Origin of the sequence: Neorhizobium tomejilense, assembly GCF_964254135.1 — a bacterium.
In the GTDB taxonomy this organism is placed as follows: domain Bacteria; phylum Pseudomonadota; class Alphaproteobacteria; order Rhizobiales; family Rhizobiaceae; genus Neorhizobium; species Neorhizobium tomejilense.
Map to the genome: position 1 here is coordinate 1611313 of NZ_CAXUSO020000002.1, position 21537 is coordinate 1632849.

Consider the following 21537-nt stretch of genomic DNA (forward strand, 5'->3'; position numbering starts at 1 on the left):
AGGAGAGCTCATATTGAAGTTGATCGCGTCCGGGCTGAGGTAACGGGAGGGGAACATGCAAAAGGCAATTGATCTTTTTTTCAAGGCGTTGGAAGTCCTATTGATCCTGCTGCTTTCAGCAATGGCGATCATGGTGTTTGCCAATGTGGTTCTTCGCTACGCCTTCAATTCCGGCATGTCCGTCTCTGAGGAACTTTCCCGCTATTTCTTCGTCTGGCTGAGCTTCGTCGGCGCAGTCGTCGCATTTCGCGAACATGGTCACCTCGGCGTCGAAAGCGTCGTGGCGCTTTTCGGCCGCAAGGGCCGGCTGGTCTGCATGATCCTTTCTAACCTCGTCATCCTCGCTTGCTCGATGATCTTTTTCTGGGGGACTTGGCAGCAGTTCGAGATCAACGCCAGCATGAGCGCGCCGGTGACCGGCATTTCGATGATCTGGGTCTACGGCATCGGCCTGTTTACCGGCGCCGGCTTGTCGCTGATCGCGCTGGAGCGGCTGTTCCGCTATGTCACCGGCCGCGCGACGGCGGAGGAGATCAGCATCTTTGCCGGTGAAAACCTGACGATCGAGCAGATGGCGGAGCGTACCTGATGACACTTATCGTATTCATCGTATCGCTTCTCGGCGCCATGGCGATTGGCGTGCCCGTCGCGTTCTCGCTGATGTTCTGCGGTGTCGTGCTCATGTGGTACATGGACATGTTCAACACCCAGATCATCGCCCAGAACATGATCGCCGGTGTCGACACCTTTACCCTGCTTGCCATTCCGTTCTTCATCCTGGCCGGCGAACTGATGAACTCCGGCGGCCTGTCGCGCCGGATCATCGACTTCGCGATTGCCTGCGTCGGCCATATCCGCGGCGGCCTCGGCATCGTCGCGATCATGGCAGCCGTCATCATGGCCAGCATTTCGGGCTCAGCCGCGGCCGATACGGCAGCCCTCGCCGCCATCCTTATCCCGATGATGGCGAAGGCTGGCTACAACGTACCCCGTTCCGGCGGCCTTATAGCGGCGGGCGGCATTATCGCGCCGATCATTCCGCCGTCCATGGCCTTCATCGTCTTCGGCGTCGCCGGCAACGTCTCGATCACCCAGCTTTTCCTCGCCGGTATTTTCCCTGGCATCCTGATGGGCCTGTCACTGATCATCGCCTGGCTCATCGTCGTGCGGAAGGACAATGTCCAGCCGCTGCCGAAGGCGTCGACCAGCGAACGCCTGCGCGTCACCGGCCGTGCCGCCTGGGCGCTCGGCATGCCGGTGATCATCCTCGGCGGCATCAAGGCCGGCATCATGACGCCGACCGAGGCCGCCGTCGTCGCCGCCGCCTACGCGCTCTTCGTCGGCATGGTCATCTATCGGGAGCTGAAGCCAAGCCACCTGCCGCACGTCATCCTGCAGGCCGCCAAGACCACCTCGGTCATCATGTTCCTGGTCGCGGCGGCGCTGGTCTCCTCGTGGCTGATCACCGCGGCCAACATCCCGGCCGAGATCGTCGGTTACATCGAGCCACTGATCGACCGCCCGATGCTGCTGATGTTCGCCATCATGATCCTGGTGCTGGTCGTCGGCACTGCGCTCGACCTGACGCCGACCATCCTGATCCTGACGCCGGTCCTCATGCCGATCGTCAAACAGGCTGGCATCGACCCGGTCTATTTCGGCGTGCTTTTCATCATGAACAACTCCATCGGCCTGATCACTCCGCCGGTCGGCGTGGTATTGAACGTGGTCAGCGGCGTAGCGCGCATTCCGCTTGGCAAGGTGACGGCCGGGGTCTGGCCGTTCCTGATCGCCGAAACCATCGTTCTGTTTCTTCTGGTCCTGTTCCCGGACCTCGTGCTCGTGCCTGCACGCTGGCTCCACTAACCCCGTCTCACACATCCATGGGAGGATAATATGAGAAAACTGCTACTCACAACTACTGCACTTGCCATCGCCTGCGCATCGGCCGCACCGGCCTTTGCCGAATTCAAGGCGCGCAACATCCGCGTTTCGAACGGCATCAACGCCGACCACCCGGTCGGCAACGGCATCGCCGCCATGCAGAAGTGCCTCGACGAGAAGTCCGGCGGCAAGATGAAGCTGACGGCCTTCTGGGGCGGCGCGCTCGGCGGCGACCTGCAGGCCACCCAGGCCCTGCGCTCCGGCGTCCAGGAAGCCGTGGTGACGTCGTCGTCGCCTCTGGTCGGCATCGTTCCGGCACTCGGCGTCTTCGACCTGCCCTTCCTGTTCGGCAATCCGCAGGAAGCCCACAAGGTGCTCGACGGCAAGTTCGGCGACATGATGAACCAGAAGCTGGATGCCGCCGGCCTTGTCAACCTCGCCTACTGGGAAAACGGCTTCCGTAACCTGTCGAACTCGGTTCGCCCCGTCACCAAATGGGAAGATTTCTCGGGGATGAAGGTTCGTGTCATGCAGAACAACATCTTCCTCGACACCTTCCAGAACCTCGGCGCCAACGCCACCCCAATGGCCTTCGGCGAAGTCTTCTCGGCGCTCGAAACCAAGGCGATCGACGCACAGGAAAATCCCTATGTGACGATCGATACCTCGAAGTTCTTCGAGGTCCAGAAATACGTCACCGAGACCAACCACGCCTACACGCCGTTCCTCTTCTTGTTCTCCAAGGCAATCTTCAACACCTATGCCCCGGACGAACAGGCTGCCCTTCGCGCCTGCGCGGTCGTCGGCCGGGATGTGGAACGCCAGGTGATCGGCGATCTCAACAAGAAGTCGCTTGAGAAGATCAAGGCGGCCGGCCTGCAGGTCAACACGCTTTCGCCGGAAGAGCAGCAGCGCATCCGCGAAAAGTCCGCGGTCGTCTATGAGAAGCACAAGGCTGTAATTGGCGCCGAGGTGGTCGATGGCATCGTCGCCGAGCTCAAGGAAGTCCGCAAGAAGTAAGCCGGGTGCTTCTTTCAGGACCAAAGGCCTGCGATTCGCAAGTGACCCCCGAAATCTGGTTGCCAACTTTCGGGGGTCACGAGATGATCACCTATTCGGCCTACGCCATCGATACGTCCATTCCGAACCGCACTTTGGGTTTGGATCAGATAGACCGCTTCAGGTAGCACGCGAAGCATTCGCCATGCGGAATTGATCTGGAGCACTGGGAACGGAAAATCGAGACTGCGCCATTTCAATTCGAGTTAGCCGTTTTCGCCGTTAGGCTTAGCGACATCGTTGCCTCGCAACAGTATAGCCCTTTCTCGTGGATTTCAGCGGACCGGATTGACCTTGCCCCGTTGAAATAATCCATTTTGAAGTAAGCTCTGGCCCATTGTGAAGTGCTCCCCGATTTTGGGCCAGCGGGAGCTGGAATTTCCGGGGTTATTGAAGTGCTCCCCGATTTTGGGCCAGCGGGAGCTGGAATTTCCGGGGTTATGGCTCAGCTTGGCGGGGGTGCCGATGAGCCGTTTATAAGCGAAATCGGCACCTTGTTGCCGATCGCGCTATGTGGCCGGAACTCGTTATAGTCTCTACGCCAATCCTCCATCTTCGAACGGGCGTCGTCAAGGCTCATGAACCAATGGGCGTTCAGGCACTCGGCGCGGAACTTGCCGTTGAAACTTTCGATGTAGCTGTTGTCGGTCGGCTTGCCAGGCCGGGAGAAGTCGAGCACCACGCCCTTATGGTAGGCCCACAGGTCGAGGTCGCGCGAGATGAATTCGCTGCCGTTATCGACACGGATCGATGCTGGATACCCGACCTGCCGGCATACCCGCTCAAGCGTCTGTACCACGTCTTCGCCTTTGTAGCTGAAGCGAGCGTCGACTGCCGGCGAGAAGCGAGAGAAGGTATCGACGACTGTCAAAACCCTGATCTTGCGGCCGGTAGCCAACTGGTCGTGAACAAAATCCATCGCCCAGACATGGTTGGAATGGGTCGGTTCCGTGCGGTCAGCCCGCAGCTTCGCTTTGACCCGTCGCTTGGGAACCTTGTTGCGGAGCTGGAGGTCCATCTCCTTGTAAAGGCGATAGATTCGTTTCGGATTGACAGGCCATCCGTCACGTCTGAGCAGGACATGAACACGCCGATAACCGTAGCGCACCCGTGTCTGGCAGATGTCCCTGATCTTCAGCTTCAACTCGGCCTGCTCGCCGCGCCTGGACTTGTAGACATACAGCGACCGATCGATCTTCAACACCGAACATGCGCGCCGGATCGAGACCTTCCAGTCCGCCGTGACCGTGTCGACAAGCTTGCGCTTGCGGGCAGGCCTCAGAGCTTTTTTGACAGCACGTCCTGGAGCATGGCCTTGTCCAATGACAGGTCGGCGACGATCCGCTTCAGCTTGGCATTCTCCTCTTCGAGCTGGCGAAGACGCTTCATCTCCGAGGGCATCAGGCCGGCGTACTTTTTGCGCCAGTTGTAAAACGTCGCGTCCGAAATTCCTGCCTTCCGGCAGACCTCGCCGATCGGCGTGCCATCCTGTGCCTGCTTCAACACGAATGCGATCTGCGCTTCCGAAAACTTCGAGGCCTTCATCGAATTCTCCTCTTCTTCCCATCAGGGATCATAAGTGGAAAATTCCAGTTCCAAATGGCCTAAATTATTGGGGGCACGTCAAAAAACCGCTGGAGCGAACTCAAAACTGGATAAAACTTGGGGGCAAGGTCAGGATTTCGCTCCACTCTACCCAGAAGCCCATCACCTTTGCTGTGTCTGGTGAGCGCTTCGGCAAACACCGAATCCTGGGCAGGATGAGTCGATGAGTTTGCCCTGATCGCGCGGCTAGAATGGCACCTAGAAAACCTAGCAAGTGGCCTTCGGCACCCGACCCCATCGGTGCCGCTGGAGCACTTTCGTCCCCGGCTGATCCCTACCGTCATCCGAACATAAACGAGCTCCCATACTTTCATCCGTGTGGCCGTCAGATCGCGATAGGCCTGGTGATAAATTGAGTCTTGACCCAGACGTTACGTCATAGTGCACTGCGGTTTGGAACCAACGCCCACGGTCGTTTCTGACGGCCTGTGCCTGATAGGAAGGTATTACAATGTCCGGTTCCAATCCCATTTCCGTAGAAGCGCTGTTCTCGGCACCGCACTTCTCACGCGCCCAGATCTCGCCCGATGGCTGTCAAATCGCCTACCTTTCGATTTGGTCCGGGCGCTTGAACATCTTCGTTCGTAAAATTGATGGAACGGACACAAACGCTCGCCGTCTGACAGCCGACGAACGCCGCGAGATTGAAGTCTTCTGTTGGACGCCGGACTCGGCCGCGATTCTCTATTTGCAGGATACTAACGGTGACGAGAACTGACACCTTTACCGCGTCGCCGTCGGCGTTGACCCAAGGTCGGTCAATCTGACGCCCTTTCCCGGCGTGCGGGTCATGGAGTTCTCATTTTCACCTGCCGATCCGGAAACCATCTACCTTCAGATGAATGCCCGTCACCCAGCGCTTATCGACCTACACAGTCTCAACATCCACACTGGCGATCTCGCAACACTCGCCGAGAATCCGGGCCGTTTCATACGTTGGCTAGTTACCCCGGGCGGGCCGCCTCATGCCATTGTCGTAAATTCCGAAAACGACTACGAACTCGCCCGATACGAAGACGGCCAGTTCGTTGCGATTGCAACATTCGATCGATACGACAATCCGCTCGGTCCTTTGCCGTGCGTCTCCACGCCCGACGGGAAGGCCTTGTGGATTGGGTCGAACCGGGGAACGGACCTGACGCGGCTTGGGCGAGTCGATCTTCGCTTCGATCGCCTCGGTGCCGAAACTGACGAGACCGAAATTGCCGCACTCGTTGATGCCTACATTCTGCATCTCGGCGATTGGATGAAAGAGTTCAACGCGGTAGTCCGTCAGTTTGCCGAAAGGGAAACCACCCTGACAATCTGGGCGCACGCCGTCGAAGCAACCACACCGCAACAGGGCCGGGTGCTGACGGAAATTGGGCAAAGGTTAGTGCCAATCAATGGCAGGACGAAATAGGCTGGACGGTAACGTCTTGCAGGCTTCGTTCGGTCGGGATCGTTCGTCCGTCAGGCAGGTAGTTGGTCAGCGTTCGGAGGACGCCCATCGTCGAGCTTGGCCAATCGACGATGGCTGGCGTCCTACCGCGATCAATATCCCAAGGCGCAGCCGTCCTTGCGATGATCCGACGCGCCGTGAAGAGTTCCCTGTTCCCAATCGATCCATATGGCCTGGGCACCGCCAATGGCCCAGTTCGGCGGCTGCACTTTGAAGCCCCTGGCCGTGAAATAGTCGCCGGCAGACTGGCGAAGGCTTTCTTCCATCTCGACCGTTGCCGTCCCCGGCAGCGGAAAGAGGCGCGGGAGATCGATGGCGCTCTGAATGTCGAGGCCATAATCGATCAGCTTGGAGAGGAACTGGGCATGCCCCATCGCCTGGTAATGGCCGCCCATGACACCAAAGGACATCATCGTTCGCCCGCCCTTCGTCACCATGCCCGGGATGATCGTGTGCATCGGTCGCTTGCCGGGGCCCATGGCGTTGGGATGCCCTTCTTCCAGTACGAAACTTTGGCCTCTGTTATGAAAAAGCACGCCCGATTTCGGCGCCATCAAGCCGCTTCCGTAGGGGTGGAATATCGAATTGATGAAACTCGCGGCATTGCGATTTTTGTCGACGACTGAAATGTAAACCGTGTCGGAGTGTTCGACGCCGCCGAGGATGGTCTTGGCATCCACTGGGGCCTTGCGGTCAATCTTTGCGGCAAGTTCATCGGCAAGCTCATCGGACAGGAGAAAGTCGACAGGAGTTTCGGATGTGGAAGCATCTGCGAGCCATCTGTCGCGTGCAGCATAAGCCAGTCTCGTCGCCTCGACCTCTACGATGAGGTTTTCAGGATCGAGTGGATTTCCGGCTGGTGCGAAGCGCTCCAGTACCTTCAGGATCAGAAGCGCGATTATGCCTTGACCGTTCGGTGGACATTCATGGACGTCCCAGCCCCGATAACTGGCGCTGATCGGCTTCACATACTCGCCGCCCGCGGTGGCGAAGTCGTCGCTCGTATGAAGGCCGCCATGCGCGGCAAGATGCGTTGATGAAGCTCGAGGAAGAGGGGCTGGTCGTCGGGCAGCGAAACCTCGGTTACACGGTCACCGATCTTGATATTACGGGTTTCTGCAATCTCCTCGTCGTACGCGAGGCGCTCGACGTCTGCGCCGCGAAGCTCGCATGCGAGAAGGCGACGGACGAGGATCTTGCGCGCCTTCGTGACGTCATCGAACAGATGGCGGTCCTCAAAGTTTCCGACAACCGAACGCCATCGGACGCTGCGCAAAACCTGCAGCTCGGGCTTTATATCCACCGGGTCATCGCCGAGGCAACAAAGAACGACGCGCTGATGCGCGCGACGGATCAGATCTACCAGCAGCTGCGCCTTGCCCTTTGGCTGGAGGTCCTCTGGGTCGATCTGGAGCACACGGACTTTGACGAGCACAAGGCGATCGCCGACGCAATATTGGCTCGCGATCCCGAAGAAGCCGCCAAGGCGGCGAGCGCTCATGTGCAGAGCTCACTGAAGAACATGTCGAAACTCGAACGTATTTGGCATCACCGACGCGCTGTCGGTTCGGGCTGAGACGCCGCGCGGGAAAGTCTATGGAAGCCATCGAGAAGTACTTGGTACTTGTGAGTTTTGGTCAGGGCGGCTGGGGCAGCCTGTTGCTGACCGCATTGCTTATGACGGTCGCCGTTTCGGTCTGCGGTTTTCTGGCAGGCACCATGATCGGCTCGCTTGTTGCGACCATGAAGCTGTCCCGGCATCTCGCGGTGCGCTGGGCAGGCGACTGCTACACGACGGTTTTGCGCGGCGTGCCGGATCTTCTCGTCATTTATCTCTTTTATTTCGGCGGCAGCGCCATCCTCGGTCATCTGGGGGGAATGGTCGGGTATGACGGTTATATTGGCATGCCCGCGTTTTTGACCGGAACGATCGCGCTCGGCGTCGTTTCCGCTGCCTATCAGGCCGAGGTCTTGCGTGGCGCCTATCGGTCCGTGTCGCGCGGCGAACTCGAAGCTGCCACCGCGATAGGCATGCGACCATGGCTGAAGTTCCGCAGGATCATTGCCCCTCTCGTCCTTCGCTACGCCGTGCCGGGTCTTGGCAACACATGGCAGCTGGTGCTGAAAGAATCTGCGCTGATATCCGTCACCGGCCTCGTTGAAATCCTGCGTCAGTCGCAGATCGCTGCCGGCTCCACCCGCAAGCCCTTTGAGTTCTACCTCACTGCCATCGTTCTCTATCTCGTCATCACCTGGATCTCCTCCATTCTTTTTCGTCGGCTGGAGACGCGAAGCTTGCGCGGAATTCGGAGGGCATTGTGATGGATTTCGACTTCCTCGCGCAGACGTTCCAAACCCTGATCGGCGGTCTCCCCCTGACCTTGAGCATGGCCGCCATATCCATCACCGCCGGGACACTTCTTGCCATCTCGATTGCGTTGACGTCCGTTTTGGGTGGAACGGCCGGGCGCGCAATCGCCGGCGCCTACGTGTTCGTGTTTCGCGGCTCTCCGCTGCTCGTTCAGATGTTTCTCATCTACTACGGCCTGGGGCAATTCCGGCCGTCCCTGCAGGCGCTCGGTATATGGACGATATTTCGGGAACCCTACTGGTGCGCCGTCATCGCCTTGACCCTCAACACGGCCGCCTATTCGGGCGAAATTTTCCGCGGTGCGCTTCAATCGGTGTCAGCGCAGCAGGTGGAAGCCGCCCGGGCGTGCGGCATGTCCGGCGTTCTCCTGTTTCGACGGATCATTTTCCCGATCGCATTGCGCCAGGCACTGCCGGCCTACGGCAACGAGATCGTCCTGATGGTAAAGGCGACGGCTCTCGCATCGGTTATCACGATCATGGAAATCACCGGCCTGGCGGGGAAGCTGATCGCCGACAGTTTCCGGGCGTTCGAAGTGTTCATTGTCGCGAGCGCCGTCTATCTGCTGATCAATTTCGTGCTGACGCGCATCCTCGTCGGCCTGGAATGTTGGCTTTCGCCGCATTTGCGCCTTCCGCCACTGCCTCCGAGACCTAGGGAAACTGCATGCTGAGCAGAGGGATGAATTTGGCTACCGAGAACACGAAGACGCCGACGGTTTCGGTAAAAAACCTGCACAAATGTTTCGGCCCGCTGGAAGTGCTGAAGGGCGTTTCCCTGGAGGCGCGCGAGGGCGATGTCATTTCCATTCTGGGGTCGTCAGGATCGGGCAAGTCGACGATGCTCCGCTGCATCAATATGCTGGAGGTGCCCGATAGCGGCGAAATCTCGATCGCCGGGGAAGCCTATCTTATGAAAAAAGGGCGGCACAAAGCAGAACCTGCCGATCGCCGCCAGGTCGATCGCATCCGCCAGCATGTCGGCATGGTATTCCAGAACTTCAATCTCTGGTCTCACATGACGATCCTGGAAAACGTGATCGAAGCGCCGGTCCATGTGCAGAGGCGCAGTCGTGCCGAATGTATCGAAGAGGCTGAGGCCCTGCTTGCCCGGGTTGGTATCGCCGACAAACGGCATTTTTATCCCTCGCATCTATCCGGCGGGCAACAGCAGCGTGCTGCAATTGCCCGCGCACTCGCCCAGCGCCCGAAGGTTATGCTGTTTGACGAGCCGACGTCGGCGCTTGATCCGGAGCTGGTCGGAGAGGTCCTCAAGGTCATGCGATCGCTGGCCGAGGAGGGACGAACGATGCTGGTCGTCACCCATGAAATGGCGTTCGCCCGCGGCGTCTCGAATAAAGTTGTTTTTCTTCACAAGGGAGCCGTGGAAGAGGAAGGCTCTCCCGCGGAGCTTTTTCAGTCTCCGAAATCACCTAGGTTTCAGCAGTTTCTCGCAAGTGTCCGGCAATAAAAGCGTTCTCTAAGTCGTCAGGCGCACCGACAGGCCCCGATGCCGAAAACGATTAGAATTGTGCGGCTATCGCACCTCCGAACTAAATTTGTGAGCGGCGGTATCGCATGCTGTTGGCGATGTCTGAACTCGCATCTGATAGGCGGATCCCGCCTTACAACGAACGACGGAGCAAGGCCAAGTCGCCTGAAGTTGCGGGCAAGGCGGAATTGCGGCCGCTTGCCCAGGAAATGGCGCCACAGTCCGGACGGAGGCAGCCGCCAGCTTTTCTCAAACAACGCTGTTGGCGAGGATTTGCTGATGACGATTCACGACGGCCGCTGGCCTTCTCCCGCGCTGCGCGACCATCCCGCTTTCCCTCTCGGCCGCCGATGCCGACCGGGCTTTTGTGAATGGCGAGACGCAGCTGCTGGAGCGGGATTAAGCGCCGGCGCAGCGGTTCTGCCATGTGTTCGGTTGAGGGACCTAAAAGGAAGACGGAGGCGAAGGTAGCTTCCAGCCCATCCGACCCAAGTGACAGAGCAACGTCCGGGCCCGCACACATTTCGGCGGCCGGCCCCATCCGCCAGGGTTGTTTGGCAGCACGAAGCACTCAGAACGTCGGCGGCGTATTGACCCAGATCAGAACTGTCTCGCCGTCATTGCTGTTGCGCCAACTGTGTGGGCGACGGCTCTCGAAATAAAAGGAGTCGCCTTCTCTGAGCTCGAAGAACTGGTCGCCGTCGAGAATAAGCTCCATCCTGCCCACGAGCACATGGAGAAATTCCTCGCCCGCATGGCTATAGGCCCCTTCGCTCGAAGCGCCGGGCGCGAGTTGGAAGCGATGACATTCCATTTGCCGGCGATCGATGGTTAGATTTTGGACGGTCACGCCTGACGACGTCGGCGGCCATGCCGTCCAGTCGCCGTTTCGCACCAGTGACTCGCGTGCGATTGTTTCGGCCTGCCCGGTCAGCACGGCAATGGTGGTGCCGTAGAATCCGGCGAGGTCATGCAGCGCCTTGACCGAGAGCCCTTGCGAGGTTCGCTCGAAGGTAGAGAGCAGCGAGGATGCGATGCCGGTCTTGGCGGCCACTTTCTCCAGCGTGCACCCCATCTCGCGACGAAGATGGCGCAGCTTGGCACCGATCGTCCTACCACCTGACGAGGATTCGATCTCGGTTGGCGCTTCCCCCGTCCCGTCCTGTTCCTCCGACTTCAGCGTCTCTCGGATTGCCGCGGGATTAAGGCCCTTGTCTAGTCTTAGCCAGCTGATCCGCTTCAGGCGTTCGACATGGCTTGAGTCATAAAGGCGCTGCCCGGAATCGGTACGAACGGGGTCGACGAGGCCCTGGCTTTCCCACAGCCGAAGCGTCGACGGCGAGACGCCTGCCATGCGGGCGGCTTCTGCGATCTTAAAGCGAACCCTGTCATCCATCATGCGACTTCTGCCTGGTTTTGGCGTTCCGGATTTTCATGAAAGTCATATTGTAACTCTACAGAAAAAATGCAAATATTATTTTCGAGGCCGTTGGAGGAGCGCTCTTCACTCCAGCAGGTAGATCATCCGTCAAACTCATTCTCAGGGGACTTCCATGTTGAATTCTGACATTGCGGCTCGCCGTACCGACGCGATATCGCGTGGCGTCGGCGTTACCACGCAGGTTTATGCCGAACGGGCCGAGAATGCCGAACTCTGGGATGTCGAGGGCCGCCGCTATATCGATTTCGCGGCCGGCATCGCTGTCGTCAATACCGGTCATCGCCACCCGAAAGTGATCGCTGCGGTGAAAACCCAACTCGATCAGTTCACCCACACCTGCCACCAGGTCGTACCCTACGAGAACTATGTGACGCTCGCCGAACGCCTCAATAAGGCAGTGCCGGGCAATTTCGCCAAGAAGACGATCTTCGTCACCACCGGCGCGGAAGCCGTCGAGAACGCCGTCAAGATTGCGCGTGCCGCCACCAATCGCTCTGCAATCATCGCCTTTACCGGCGCCTTCCATGGCCGCACCTTCATGGGCATGACGCTGACGGGCAAGGTCGTTCCCTACAAGACCGGTTTCGGCGCCATGATGCCCGACGTCTTCCACGTGCCTTTTCCGATCGAAATGCATGGCCAGACGATGGAGGATTCGCTCGCCGTGCTCGATAAGCTGTTCAAGGCCGATGTGGATCCCAACCGCGTCGCGGCTTTCATCATCGAGCCGGTACAGGGCGAAGGCGGCTTCTATGAGGTGCCGCGCGCCTTCATGACCAAGCTGCGAGAAATCGCCGACAAGCACGGCATCCTCCTGATCGCCGACGAGGTGCAGACCGGCTTTGCCCGCACCGGAAAGCTTTTCGCCATGGAGCATTTCGGCGTCGTCGCCGACATCACCACCATGGCCAAGGGCCTTGGCGGCGGCTTCCCGATCGCTGCGGTCACCGGCCGCGCCGAGATCATGGATGCGCCCGGCCCCGGCGGCCTCGGCGGTACCTATGGCGGCAACCCGATCGGCATCGCGGCCGGCAATGCCGTGCTCGACGTGATTGAGGAGGAAGGCCTCAACGAACGTGCTGAATCACTCGGTAACCGGCTGAAGCAGCGCCTGCATTCGCTGATATCGGAAGTGCCGCAGATCGCCGATATCCGAGGCCCCGGCTTCATGAACGCCGTGGAATTCAATATTCCCGGCACCAAGGCGCCCAATGCGAATTTTGCCAATGCGGTGCGCGCCAAGGCGCTCGACAAGGGCCTGATCCTGCTGACCTGTGGCGTCTACGGCAATGTTATTCGCTTCCTGTCGCCAATCACCATCCAGGACAATATCTTTGCCGAGGCGATGGATATTCTCGAGGACACCCTGCGCGAATGCGCCAAGGAGGCCTGAACTATGGCGATTTCAGACGCACTGCTTTCCAAGCTGAAGGATTCTTCGCTCGCAACCGACAGGGCCCTGGTAGCAGGCGAATGGATTGCCAACAGCGATAGCGGCAAGACCTTCAACGTCACCAACCCGGCCAATGGCGACGTGATCGCTGTCATGCCCGACATGAACCGCGCCGAGACGGCCCGTGCGATCGACGCCGCTTACAAGGCCCAGAAGGAATGGGCGAAGAAAACAGGCAAGGAGCGCGCGGCGGTCCTTCGCAAGCTCTATGACCTGATGGTCGCCAATGCCGACGACCTGGCCACGATCCTGACCATGGAAATGGGCAAGCCGCTGGCCGAGGCCAAGGGCGAAGTCCTCTACGGCGCATCCTATGTCGAATGGTTCGGCGAGGAAGCCAAGCGCGTCTATGGCGACACGATCCCCGGCCACCAGCCGGACAAGCGGATCATCGTCATCAAGCAGCCGATCGGTGTGGTTGCCGCGATCACCCCTTGGAATTTCCCGAACGCCATGCTGGCTCGAAAATTCGCACCCGCTGTGGCCGCCGGCTGCGCAATGATCTCCAAGCCCGCCGCCGAGACCCCGCTTTCGGCGCTGTCGCTGGCCCTGCTCGCCGAGCGTGCGGGCCTGCCAGCCGGTGTGTTCAACGTCGTGCTTTCCAAGGATTCGCCGTCGATCGGCAAGGAATTCACCGAGAACGACAAGGTTCGCAAACTGACCTTCACCGGCTCGACCAATGTCGGCAAGATCCTGATGCGCCAAGGTGCCGAGCAGATCATGAAGCTCGGCCTCGAACTCGGCGGCAACGCGCCCTTCATCGTTTTCGACGATGCCGATCTCGATGCGGCGGTCGAAGGGGCGATGATCTCCAAATACCGCAACAACGGCCAAACCTGCGTTTGCGCGAACCGCCTTTATGTCCAATCTGGTGTCTATGATGCGTTCGCCAAAAAGCTGGCAGAGAAGGTCGGTGCGATGAAGGTGGGCGATGGTTTCGAGCCCGGCGTGAATGCCGGGCCCTTGATCACCGACAAAGCGGTCGAGAAGGTAAAGGAGCATATTGCGGACGCGCTCGAAAAGGGTGCCAAAGTGGCCATCGGCGGCAAGCCGGATGCCCGTGGCGGTCTTTTCTTCCAGCCGACCATCCTGACCGGCGTCACCACGGACATGAAGGTCGCGCGCGAAGAGACCTTCGGGCCTGTCGCGCCGCTCTTTAAGTTCGAGACCGAGGAGCAGGTGATCGAGATGGCCAACAATACTGAATTCGGCCTCGCCTCCTATTTCTATTCGAAGGATGTTTCGAAGATTTTCCGAGTGGCGGAAGGGCTCGAATACGGCATGGTCGGCATTAATACCGGCCTGATCTCTACGGAGGTGGCGCCATTCGGCGGCATCAAGCAATCGGGCCAGGGCCGCGAAGGCTCGAAATACGGCATCGAGGACTATATCGAGATCAAGTATCTGTGCCTGAGCATCTGACACAGCCAAAGTGCATCTGAAATGGACCGCGGAGACATTTCCGCGGCCCATTCTATTTAAGGATGATGTCGATGACGATGTGAGTGACGGCAAGTTCGCAGCAATAGCAAGCAAGCTGTCGGCCCCATTGGCTCGCCGGACATCGTATGGACCTGGACTGACGGAAACCTGCAAACTCAAGGGTTTCGATGGGTCGCCCCATCTGCCGCAACGGGGACGCTGGCTTTCGAGCCAACGGGGTCTCCACTATCCGCAGATCCCGCAAACCGACCCAAGCATTGTCGCAGGAGCCGCGGCGGATTAGTCCGCCGGGTTCACTGGGGCGCGGAGGTTCGTGTCGGTTGGTTGCAAGAACGTCCTACGATCGAGGTCGTTAGTCGAGATCGCTGCGGGTTCTATGCCCAGGCAGCGCGGAAGAGCGCACCGCGGGGCAATCAGGTGGCCGACCGTTTTCATCTGGTCCAAAATCTCAGGGAGGCAATCAAGGAACAGATGAGCGCTTATGGTCACGCCCATGTTAGACCCATTCTCTCCGAAGACGCTATCGCTAGTGCCAGGTCACAACACCGCCGCGCCCGCTTGGCGCACAGACAATCTCGTCAGGAATATTCCACACGCTTCAAGCTTTGCGGCAGCAGGGCCTCACCTACAGCGAGATTGCAAGGCGAACCGGGTACGAGCGCCGCAGCATCGCGAATTGGCTTGCTTCCAATGCACCTCGAGACGGAAATCGGGCAGTATTGAATCCGACATCGCCACTGTATTTTGAAACTTTTCTGGCCGAATGCTGGAAAAATGGAAACCGCGTTGGGCACCATCTATTTTACGATCTCAAGAACCGCGGTTACACGGGCAGCCGCTCCAATCTGGAGCGCCTGTTGAAGGTGTGGCGTGAAGTCGAAAACCTGAAGAGCCGCTTCCGGATATGGATGTTTCAGAACCTGTCCGAGATCCTGACACCGGCCATATGATCTCGTCTGTGGTTGCCGCAGCTCTGTGCATAAAACCGTCTGGGCGGCTGACAGATCGTCAGGCTGGAAAGGTCAACGCTTTGAAGCAGGGATCGACAGCCTTCGCCATAGTGCGTGGCCTCGCCATGCGCTTCAACGGCATCTTGCGCAGCAGGAGCTCGGAGGCACTGCATGAATGGATCGCCGATGCCATTGACACGGAGCTCACGGCGATCATGCGCTTCGCCAGCGTTTTGCGCCGGGACATTGATGCCGTCAAAAATGCAATCGAACTCCCCTGGAGCAACGGCCAAGCCGAAGGGCAGATCAACCGCATCAAGATGCTGAAGCGAGCGATGTACGGCCGCGCCGGGCCAGAACTGATGAGGGCGAGAATGCTGCCGCTGAATCACAGAAATTGAGGATGAACCCGATGAGCCGCCAAACGACACAAATACGCCAAGAGAAGCAATCATGACAAAGCTCCAGCGCTCGACCATTCGGCAGGGATGGCATCAAAAACTCGGAGCATGTCTGAAGTGACGTTCGGCATCACGAACGAAAGCTGCCATGGCGTCAGATGGCCGAAACGATCGAGCACTGTAGATGACAAGTCCAATCCAAAAATCGTCCTGAACGCCGACGAGAGCCGGGCGTCCTTAACAACCTCGTTTAGCGTTAATCTGACGCAAAGGTGGTAGCTTGGACTGTCATCGTTGCGCTGTGACAGCCGCTCGCCATTCTTGACCTGCGCCCATTGCCGGTCGATCAGCAGATGCTCGGGACCGACGGCGCCCACCAGGGGCAGGCCAAGTCGCTCGAACTGCGAGACCGGCGCGTGATTGGCGCGCAGGGCTGCGACGAGGAGGTCCGCCATGCGCGTTTCGACCTCCTCATCGCGAAGAGGTTTCTGTTGTTCGGGATCGGCTTGGAGATCGAAGAGCAGCGTTCCAAATACATATGGATTGCCAAGCGCCTTTGCTGGAAGCCGCATGACCTGCACCTGCTTGGTGAACGGAAAAGGGTCTGCCAGCGACAGTTCTTTCAGTTCTCCCGGTGCGAAACGGTGGTCCATATGGGTCGGCATCAGCGTATATTGCTCGAGCGGCTGGTTTTCGGGGGTCACGCAGGCCCGCATATAGACGTAACGCCCGTCGGTAATGCAGACATGCCCGCCATGACTGCCGAACAGGCCGGCTTCACGGACCTGCTCGTCGGTAGAAATGACGCCGGACAGCGGCCTGCCCTGCATATCCTCCGTCGGGATTGCCCCGAAGAAATCGAGAAGCGTCGGACCGAAATCGATCGTCTGGACCAGGCTCGAGCGCCGCTCGTCCTTCACATGCAGGCGCGGATCCCAGATGAACAGCGGCGTGTGGATGTTTTCCTCATACCAGGGCTGCACGTTCTTGCCCCACCAGCCGCGCTCGCCGAGCAGCAGTCCGTGGTCGGTGCAGACGATCAACATCGTATCGTCCCACAGTTCATATTCGTCCATCGCATCCAGCACGCGGCCGAGGCTGTCGTCGCACATGCTGAGCAGCGCTGCATATTCCATCCGCGCATGTTCGACTTCCTCCGGCTTCTCAGTCACGGCCCGGTAGTCCGGCCAGTCGAAATGCGGGCCGTCGTAGTTGTGCGGATACCGTTCCTTGTGGCGGTCGTAGCTGAAGAAGGGTTCGTGCGGATCGAAACACTCGACCTGCAGGAACCAGCGATCCTCGGCGTGATTAGTTTTGATGAACTCGACGCCGGCTTCGAAGGTCTTCGTTTGCGGATGATCGGCGATGTCGGTCATGTACTGGCGGTTTACCCAGTCCTGCCGCCAGAGACTGCCGGACCGCCAGCTAGCAGTCTCAGGGATCGGCGGGTCGCCGACATGGCCTTTCCAACGATCTCCCTCCTGGCCGCGGCAGAATTCGTAGCTGCTGTAGCGATTGTGATAGGTGGCGCCGCCATCCTCCCAATAGTGCTGATGATCGGTGACGAGATGAGTATAGACCCCGCTGGTCCGCAACATTTCCGGCATCGAATCGTCGAAGGGCTCCAGCGGCCCCCAGGAGCGGTGCAGGAAATTGTATCGGCCGGTATGGAGTTCGCGGCGGGCCGGCATGCAGGGCATGCTGCCGCCATAACAATTGTCGAAGGTGACAGTGCGCTCCTGCAGGCGGCGGAAATTGGGAAGGTGATTCCAGTCGGCACCATAGGCAGGCAGGAACCGGCGATTGAGGGTGTCGAACATGATCATGATCGCTTTCAAATCGGTAAGTCCTGTCCTTATGCGCTATGAAGATCGGCGGGAAACGGTTCGAAAGCCAAGATTGCAGCTCGAGGAGCCTGGCGTACTGGAACTGCGCGCCGCCATCCGGTAATGGTGCCAGTAAGAGACGTGGCAGAGATAGGAGCCGCCGCGGATGACCCGCCGCTCTCCGTTTGCCGGGCCTTCCGGATCGCCGGATGGCGAGTGGGAATCCCGCTCGAGCCGCTCCGCGTACCATTCCCAGACCTTGCCAGCCATCTGCTAGAGACCGAAACCGTTCGGTGCGTAGCTTTCCACCGGAGCGGTCGCCAGCCAGCCGTCGGCGGCGGTGTTGCGGGTCGGAAAGGTGCCTTGCCAGAGATTGGCATGATGCCGGCCCCGAGCGACACCTCGTGGACAAGCTTCTCGCCATCCGCTGCATAACCTTCACCGAAAGGATCGCCCATCAGGAAAGTACCGCCAGGCGGCTCCGCTTCCCGGTGGATCGGGCGCGCACCGGACGTCTGCGGCTTTATCCCGGCCGGCACGACCTCGCCTTCCCGCTCGTGTGAAGCGGCGCAGCAGCAGGCGAGAACGGCATCGGTCATCGGCGTTTTTCCTGGCTCGGCTCGTCCAGCGAAATGTGCATATCCGGGTCTCGCATATAGGGGCGGAGGATGTTGAAGAACTGGATCATTGATGCCTCGCGGCTGACAGCCGTCGGATCCAGAAGCCACTGGAGTCGCACGCCGTCAGCTACCGCAATGATCCAACGTGCAAATGTTTCGAGGGTCATTCCGGCTGGAAGCTTACTCTGATCGAAAACCGCCGCCAACTCACTGGTCATGGAGGCCGCCACCTCTCGATACCGCTCGACAAACCAGTCGTGGGCCGGATGGTCCTGAACGATGCTTTCGGCCGATAGAATCGCAAAAAGCTGTACAAGAATTGGTGTTCGTTCGTTGGTGTGAAGCGTTCGTAGAAATGTGCTTAAATAGTCGAAGCCCCGCTCCAAACTTTCCGATTTGGCCTTCTGGTTTCGCTCCTCGCGCTCCTGCAGCACGGCCAGAAGCAATGCGGCCTTCGACGGAAAATGATGCAGCATGCCGGCCTGCGTCATGCCGACGTCGGCGGCAATATCGGCAATGCTGGCGGAGTTGAAGCCTCGCTCGGAGAAAAGCCGCAGCGCCGAATCCAGGATCGCCCGCCGCCTGCTGTCTCCCCTTGGGCTTTTGCGCGTCGCTTTCTTCTCCATGCCCGACCTCATCTCCCCGTCCGGATCTGCAAAGGCGTACCCGCAAAATGACAGGCAGCCTTCTGTCCGCTACCAGTTTCCTGGAGGCTTGGCGAACTGGTGGAACAGATTTCCCGCTCCGGAAAATAGGCGGGGCCGATCGGACAGCGGGTGCGGAAACGGCAGCCGCTCGGCGGGTTGGCCGGGCTGGGCATATCGCCGGCAAGCACGATCTTCTCCTGCGGCGCATCGAGCACCGGTTCCGGCGTCGAGGAAATCAGCGCCGCCGTATAGGGATGCTGCGGAGAGCCGTAGACCTGCTCGGCCGTGCCGATCTCGACGATCTTGCCGAGATACATCACCGCGACATTATCGCTGATATGGCGCACCACCGAAAGGTCGTGGGCGATGAACAGGTAACCGAGCCCCAGTTCGTCGCGCAGTTCCTCCAGGAGGTTGATGATCTGCGCCTGGATCGAGACGTCGAGCGCCGAGACCGGCTCGTCGCAGATCAGAAGTTTCGGCTCGGTGGCGAGCGCTCGCGCAATGCCGACGCGCTGGCGCTGACCGCCGGAAAGCTCGTAAGGGTAACGTTCGAGGAAATCCTCGTTCAACCCGACCCGCTGCAGCAATTCGACCGAGCGCTGCCGCGCTTTCTCGCCGTGGACGCCGGCGACGCCCAGCGCTTCGCCGAGCGACTGGGCGATACTGCGGCGCGGATTGAGCGAAGCGAACGGATCCTGGAAGACATACTGGATGGTTCGGGTGATCGTGTCGCGATCCTCCTGAACCATCGCACTGACATCGCGGCCGGCGACAGTGATCCGGCCTTCGGCAACGGGATTGATGCCGACGATGGTGCGCGACAGCGTGGACTTGCCGCAACCGGATTCACCGACAAGACCGAGCGTTTCTCCGGGCCGGATTTCAAGCGATACGCCGTCCACCGCAAAGATCGGCTTGGCCTTGGAAAAGAACGAACCCGAACCGCGGTTGACGTCCGTCTTGAGGTTCTCGACCCGCAGGACAGGCTCGGCCGAAACGGTCCGCCGGGCCTTGCGCACAAGACCTTCCTCTTCCGGCACGATGGGCATGCCAGTGGCCGCGCTCACCCAGCAGGCGGCGGAATGGCCGGGCACCAGAACCTCCAGCTTCGGCACGTCCGTGCGGCATCGGTCGATCGCGAAGCGGCAGCGCGGGTGGAAGGCGCAGCCGGAGGGAAGCCGCGCCGGTGTCGGCGGCGAGCCGGGAATGGCACGCAACTGGCTACCGGTATCGCTGTCGATGCGCGGTACGGAATGCAGCAGCGCCGCTGTATAGGGATGGCGCGGTGCGGAGAAGACATCGGCTACCGTGCCGCACTCCACCACCCGACCGCCATACATGACGACGAGATCGTCGCAGAGTTCCGCCACCACGCCCATGTCGTGGGTGATCATGATGATCGACAGGCCGAGCTCGTCCTTGAGATCGCAGAGAAGCCGCAGGATCTGCGCCTGGATCGTCACGTCGAGCGCGGTGGTCGGTTCGTCGGCGATCAGCAGCGAAGGTTTGTTGGCAAGCGCGATGGCGATCACCACGCGCTGGCGCATGCCGCCGGAAAACTGGTGCGGATACTGGTCGAAATTGCGTTCCACGTCTGGAATGCCGACCTGTCGCAGCAATTCGAAGGCCCGCTCGCTCGCCGCCGCTCGGCCTGCGCCATGGACGACAAGCGCCTCGGCGATCTGTTCACCGACAGTCATCACCGGGTTCAGCGCCGCCTGCGGGTCTTGAAAGATCATGGCGATATCCTTGCCGCGGATCTTGCGCATCTCGGTTTCCGGCATGCCGACGAGATTACGGCCGTTGAACATCACCTTGCCGGTATCGATCCGGCCGGGATGGCGCAGCATGCCGAGGACCGAGCGTACTGTGACCGACTTGCCGGAACCGGATTCGCCGACGATGCCGAGAACCCGTCGCGGTTTCACCTCGAAGGAGACGTTGTCGATGATGCCGATATTCGTATGCCGGCCGGCGAAGGAGGCGGACAGGCCCTCGACATTCAACAGCGGCGCAACGGACTGGACTGAAATGTCGGTCATTTGCGGTTCACCGTGGCGTTCAAGGCGTCGGCCAGCATGCTGAAGGCAAGCGCGACGAGGATGAGGATGACGGTCGGACCGAGCACATAAGTCGGCGCACGGCTGATATAGCGCATGCCGTTGTTGAGCAGCGTTCCGAGTGACGGTTCCGGCGGCTGCAATCCAAGCCCGACGATGCTGAGCGCCGCCTCGATGAAGATCGCCGAAACGACAAAGACGGCGCCTTGTACGATGATCGGGTCGATGGCGTTCGGCAAGATGTGGCGGACCATGATCTGCCATTTACCGACGCCCAGCGTGCGAGCCGCGATGACGTATTCCCGCTGTTGCTGGGCGAGCAGCGTGGCGCGGGCAAGGCGTCCGAAGCTTGGCAGACCGGAAATGACGATCGCAACCAACAGCGCCGTCCAACCGGCGCCGAGCACCAGCACGACGCAGATGCCGAGGATGAGCCCCGGAAAGCCCACGATGATATCGAGGCAACGCTGCACGAAATTGCCGAGTCTTGGCGAAACTGCCCCGATCAACCCAAGCAGCGTGCCTGCCACCATGCTGACAGGCACCGCACAATAAACCAGCGTCAGGTCCGACCTTAGCCCGTAGATGCTGCGCACGAAAAGATCGCGGCCGAGTTCGTCGGTGCCGAAGAAATGCACGAGCGACGGCCCCCGCAACGATTCCCGCGACTGGATGTCGTAGCCGCCTGGAAAGATAAGCGGAGCCAGAAAGGCAAGCGCCGAGATGAGAATGATCACCGTCAGCGCCGCAATGCCGCGCGTCGTGGTGAACGCCTCCATGTAGCGGGCGATCGACGGATTGAACCAGTGGCGATGGATAGGCTTCGCTTGCGGTGCGGCCAT

Annotated in this window: 17 protein-coding genes and 4 pseudogenes; 13 read left to right on the forward strand and 8 right to left on the reverse strand. The window is 59.7% G+C overall.

Annotated elements, in window-relative coordinates; genetic code table 11:
- Positions 1-55 precede the first annotated feature (55 nt).
- From ACSQ3G_RS30385 to ACSQ3G_RS30395, 3 genes are read left to right on the forward strand one after another with little or no spacing between them, the layout of a single operon-like run.
- The gene (locus ACSQ3G_RS30385; protein ID WP_046666103.1) at positions 56-589 is read left to right on the forward strand and encodes a TRAP transporter small permease; all 534 of its coding nucleotides are present in this window, start codon (positions 56-58) and stop codon (positions 587-589) included.
- The gene (locus ACSQ3G_RS30390) at positions 589-1866 is read left to right on the forward strand and encodes a TRAP transporter large permease (protein WP_105420242.1); all 1278 of its coding nucleotides are present in this window, start codon (positions 589-591) and stop codon (positions 1864-1866) included. Before ACSQ3G_RS30385 ends, ACSQ3G_RS30390 begins: the two co-directional genes overlap by 1 nt.
- 30 nt (positions 1867-1896) lie before the next feature.
- Positions 1897-2904, forward strand: a complete 1008-nt coding sequence (locus ACSQ3G_RS30395) for a TRAP transporter substrate-binding protein (RefSeq protein ID WP_105403271.1) — start codon at positions 1897-1899, stop codon at positions 2902-2904.
- Positions 2905-3388: 484 nt separating this feature from the next.
- Here the strand turns inward: ACSQ3G_RS30395 and ACSQ3G_RS30400 are convergent.
- Positions 3389-4488 (reverse strand): IS3 family transposase gene (locus ACSQ3G_RS30400; protein WP_436112978.1). Its coding sequence is split into 2 segments (ribosomal slippage): positions 3389-4236 and positions 4236-4488, totalling 1101 coding nucleotides; the frame shifts between segments, so codons are not numbered across the junction.
- 511 nt (positions 4489-4999) lie between these two features.
- On the opposite strand from ACSQ3G_RS30400, the gene ACSQ3G_RS30405 reads away from it, so the two are divergent.
- Both ACSQ3G_RS30405 and ACSQ3G_RS30410 read left to right on the forward strand, forming a co-directional pair.
- A complete protein-coding gene (locus ACSQ3G_RS30405; RefSeq protein WP_436112979.1) occupies positions 5000-5266 on the forward strand; it encodes a TolB family protein in 267 nt (88 codons plus the stop codon).
- 72 nt (positions 5267-5338) lie between these two features.
- Positions 5339-5950 (forward strand): hypothetical protein, encoded by a 612-nt coding sequence (locus tag ACSQ3G_RS30410; RefSeq protein WP_436112980.1) that lies wholly within the window; start codon positions 5339-5341, stop codon positions 5948-5950.
- Positions 5951-6081: 131 nt separating this feature from the next.
- Here ACSQ3G_RS30410 and ACSQ3G_RS30415 read toward each other — a convergent pair.
- A pseudogene (locus ACSQ3G_RS30415) lies at positions 6082-7017 on the reverse strand (gamma-glutamyltransferase family protein); the annotation flags it as partial.
- Between ACSQ3G_RS30415 and ACSQ3G_RS30420 the strand changes: the two are divergent.
- From ACSQ3G_RS30420 to ACSQ3G_RS30435, 4 genes and pseudogenes are all read left to right on the forward strand, one after another.
- Positions 7017-7565 (forward strand): annotated as a pseudogene (locus tag ACSQ3G_RS30420) (GntR family transcriptional regulator); the annotation flags it as partial. The pseudogenes ACSQ3G_RS30415 and ACSQ3G_RS30420 sit on opposite strands and share 1 nt — an antisense overlap.
- Before the next feature lie 20 nt (positions 7566-7585).
- On the forward strand, positions 7586-8311 hold the full coding sequence (locus ACSQ3G_RS30425) for an ABC transporter permease (RefSeq protein ID WP_436112981.1): 726 nt from the start codon (positions 7586-7588) through the stop codon (positions 8309-8311).
- Complete coding sequence (locus ACSQ3G_RS30430) at positions 8311-9033, forward strand: ABC transporter permease (protein WP_436112982.1); 723 nt, start codon at positions 8311-8313, stop codon at positions 9031-9033. The genes ACSQ3G_RS30425 and ACSQ3G_RS30430 overlap by 1 nt, the downstream gene beginning before the upstream one ends.
- Positions 9027-9830 carry an ABC transporter ATP-binding protein gene (locus ACSQ3G_RS30435; protein ID WP_436112983.1) on the forward strand — a complete coding sequence of 268 codons (804 nt, stop codon included), beginning with the start codon at positions 9027-9029 and terminating at the stop codon, positions 9828-9830. Before ACSQ3G_RS30430 ends, ACSQ3G_RS30435 begins: the two co-directional genes overlap by 7 nt.
- A gap of 592 nt (positions 9831-10422) precedes the next feature.
- Here ACSQ3G_RS30435 and ACSQ3G_RS30440 read toward each other — a convergent pair.
- Complete coding sequence (locus ACSQ3G_RS30440; protein WP_436112984.1) at positions 10423-11247, reverse strand: MerR family transcriptional regulator; 825 nt, start codon at positions 11245-11247, stop codon at positions 10423-10425.
- Positions 11248-11404: 157 nt separating this feature from the next.
- Here ACSQ3G_RS30440 and ACSQ3G_RS30445 point away from each other — a divergent pair, with 157 nt between their 5' ends.
- The 3 genes and pseudogenes from ACSQ3G_RS30445 to ACSQ3G_RS30455 form a co-directional block, all read left to right on the forward strand.
- Positions 11405-12685, forward strand: coding sequence for a 4-aminobutyrate--2-oxoglutarate transaminase (locus ACSQ3G_RS30445; RefSeq protein ID WP_436112985.1), 1281 nt, complete (start codon positions 11405-11407; stop codon positions 12683-12685).
- 3 nt (positions 12686-12688) lie between these two features.
- Entirely contained in the window at positions 12689-14167 is a 1479-nt protein-coding gene (locus ACSQ3G_RS30450) for an NAD-dependent succinate-semialdehyde dehydrogenase (RefSeq protein WP_436112986.1), read from the forward strand.
- A gap of 342 nt (positions 14168-14509) precedes the next feature.
- A pseudogene (locus ACSQ3G_RS30455) lies at positions 14510-15539 on the forward strand (ISL3 family transposase); the annotation flags it as partial.
- A 50-nt stretch (positions 15540-15589) separates the two neighbouring features.
- On the opposite strand, the gene ACSQ3G_RS30460 reads toward ACSQ3G_RS30455, so the two are convergent.
- Positions 15590-17365 carry a sulfatase gene (locus ACSQ3G_RS30460; protein WP_436112987.1) on the reverse strand — a complete coding sequence of 592 codons (1776 nt, stop codon included), beginning with the start codon at positions 17363-17365 and terminating at the stop codon, positions 15590-15592.
- Between the two features lie 36 nt (positions 17366-17401).
- A pseudogene (locus tag ACSQ3G_RS30465) lies at positions 17402-17749 on the reverse strand (formylglycine-generating enzyme family protein); the annotation flags it as partial.
- Positions 17750-17769: 20 nt separating this feature from the next.
- On the opposite strand from ACSQ3G_RS30465, the gene ACSQ3G_RS30470 reads away from it, so the two are divergent.
- Positions 17770-17928: a hypothetical protein gene (locus ACSQ3G_RS30470; RefSeq protein ID WP_436112989.1), complete on the forward strand. Its 159-nt coding sequence runs from the start codon at positions 17770-17772 to the stop codon at positions 17926-17928.
- A gap of 32 nt (positions 17929-17960) precedes the next feature.
- Here the strand turns inward: ACSQ3G_RS30470 and ACSQ3G_RS30475 are convergent, their stop codons facing one another.
- The 3 genes from ACSQ3G_RS30475 to ACSQ3G_RS30485 are packed head-to-tail and all read right to left on the reverse strand — an operon-like array spanning position 17961 to position 21537.
- Positions 17961-18611, reverse strand: a complete 651-nt coding sequence (locus tag ACSQ3G_RS30475) for a TetR/AcrR family transcriptional regulator (protein ID WP_436112990.1) — start codon at positions 18609-18611, stop codon at positions 17961-17963.
- Positions 18612-18619: 8 nt separating this feature from the next.
- Positions 18620-20677: an ABC transporter ATP-binding protein gene (locus tag ACSQ3G_RS30480; protein ID WP_436112991.1), complete on the reverse strand. Its 2058-nt coding sequence runs from the start codon at positions 20675-20677 to the stop codon at positions 18620-18622.
- Positions 20674-21537, reverse strand: coding sequence for an ABC transporter permease (locus ACSQ3G_RS30485; RefSeq protein ID WP_436112992.1), 864 nt, complete (start codon positions 21535-21537; stop codon positions 20674-20676). The genes ACSQ3G_RS30480 and ACSQ3G_RS30485 overlap by 4 nt, the downstream gene beginning before the upstream one ends.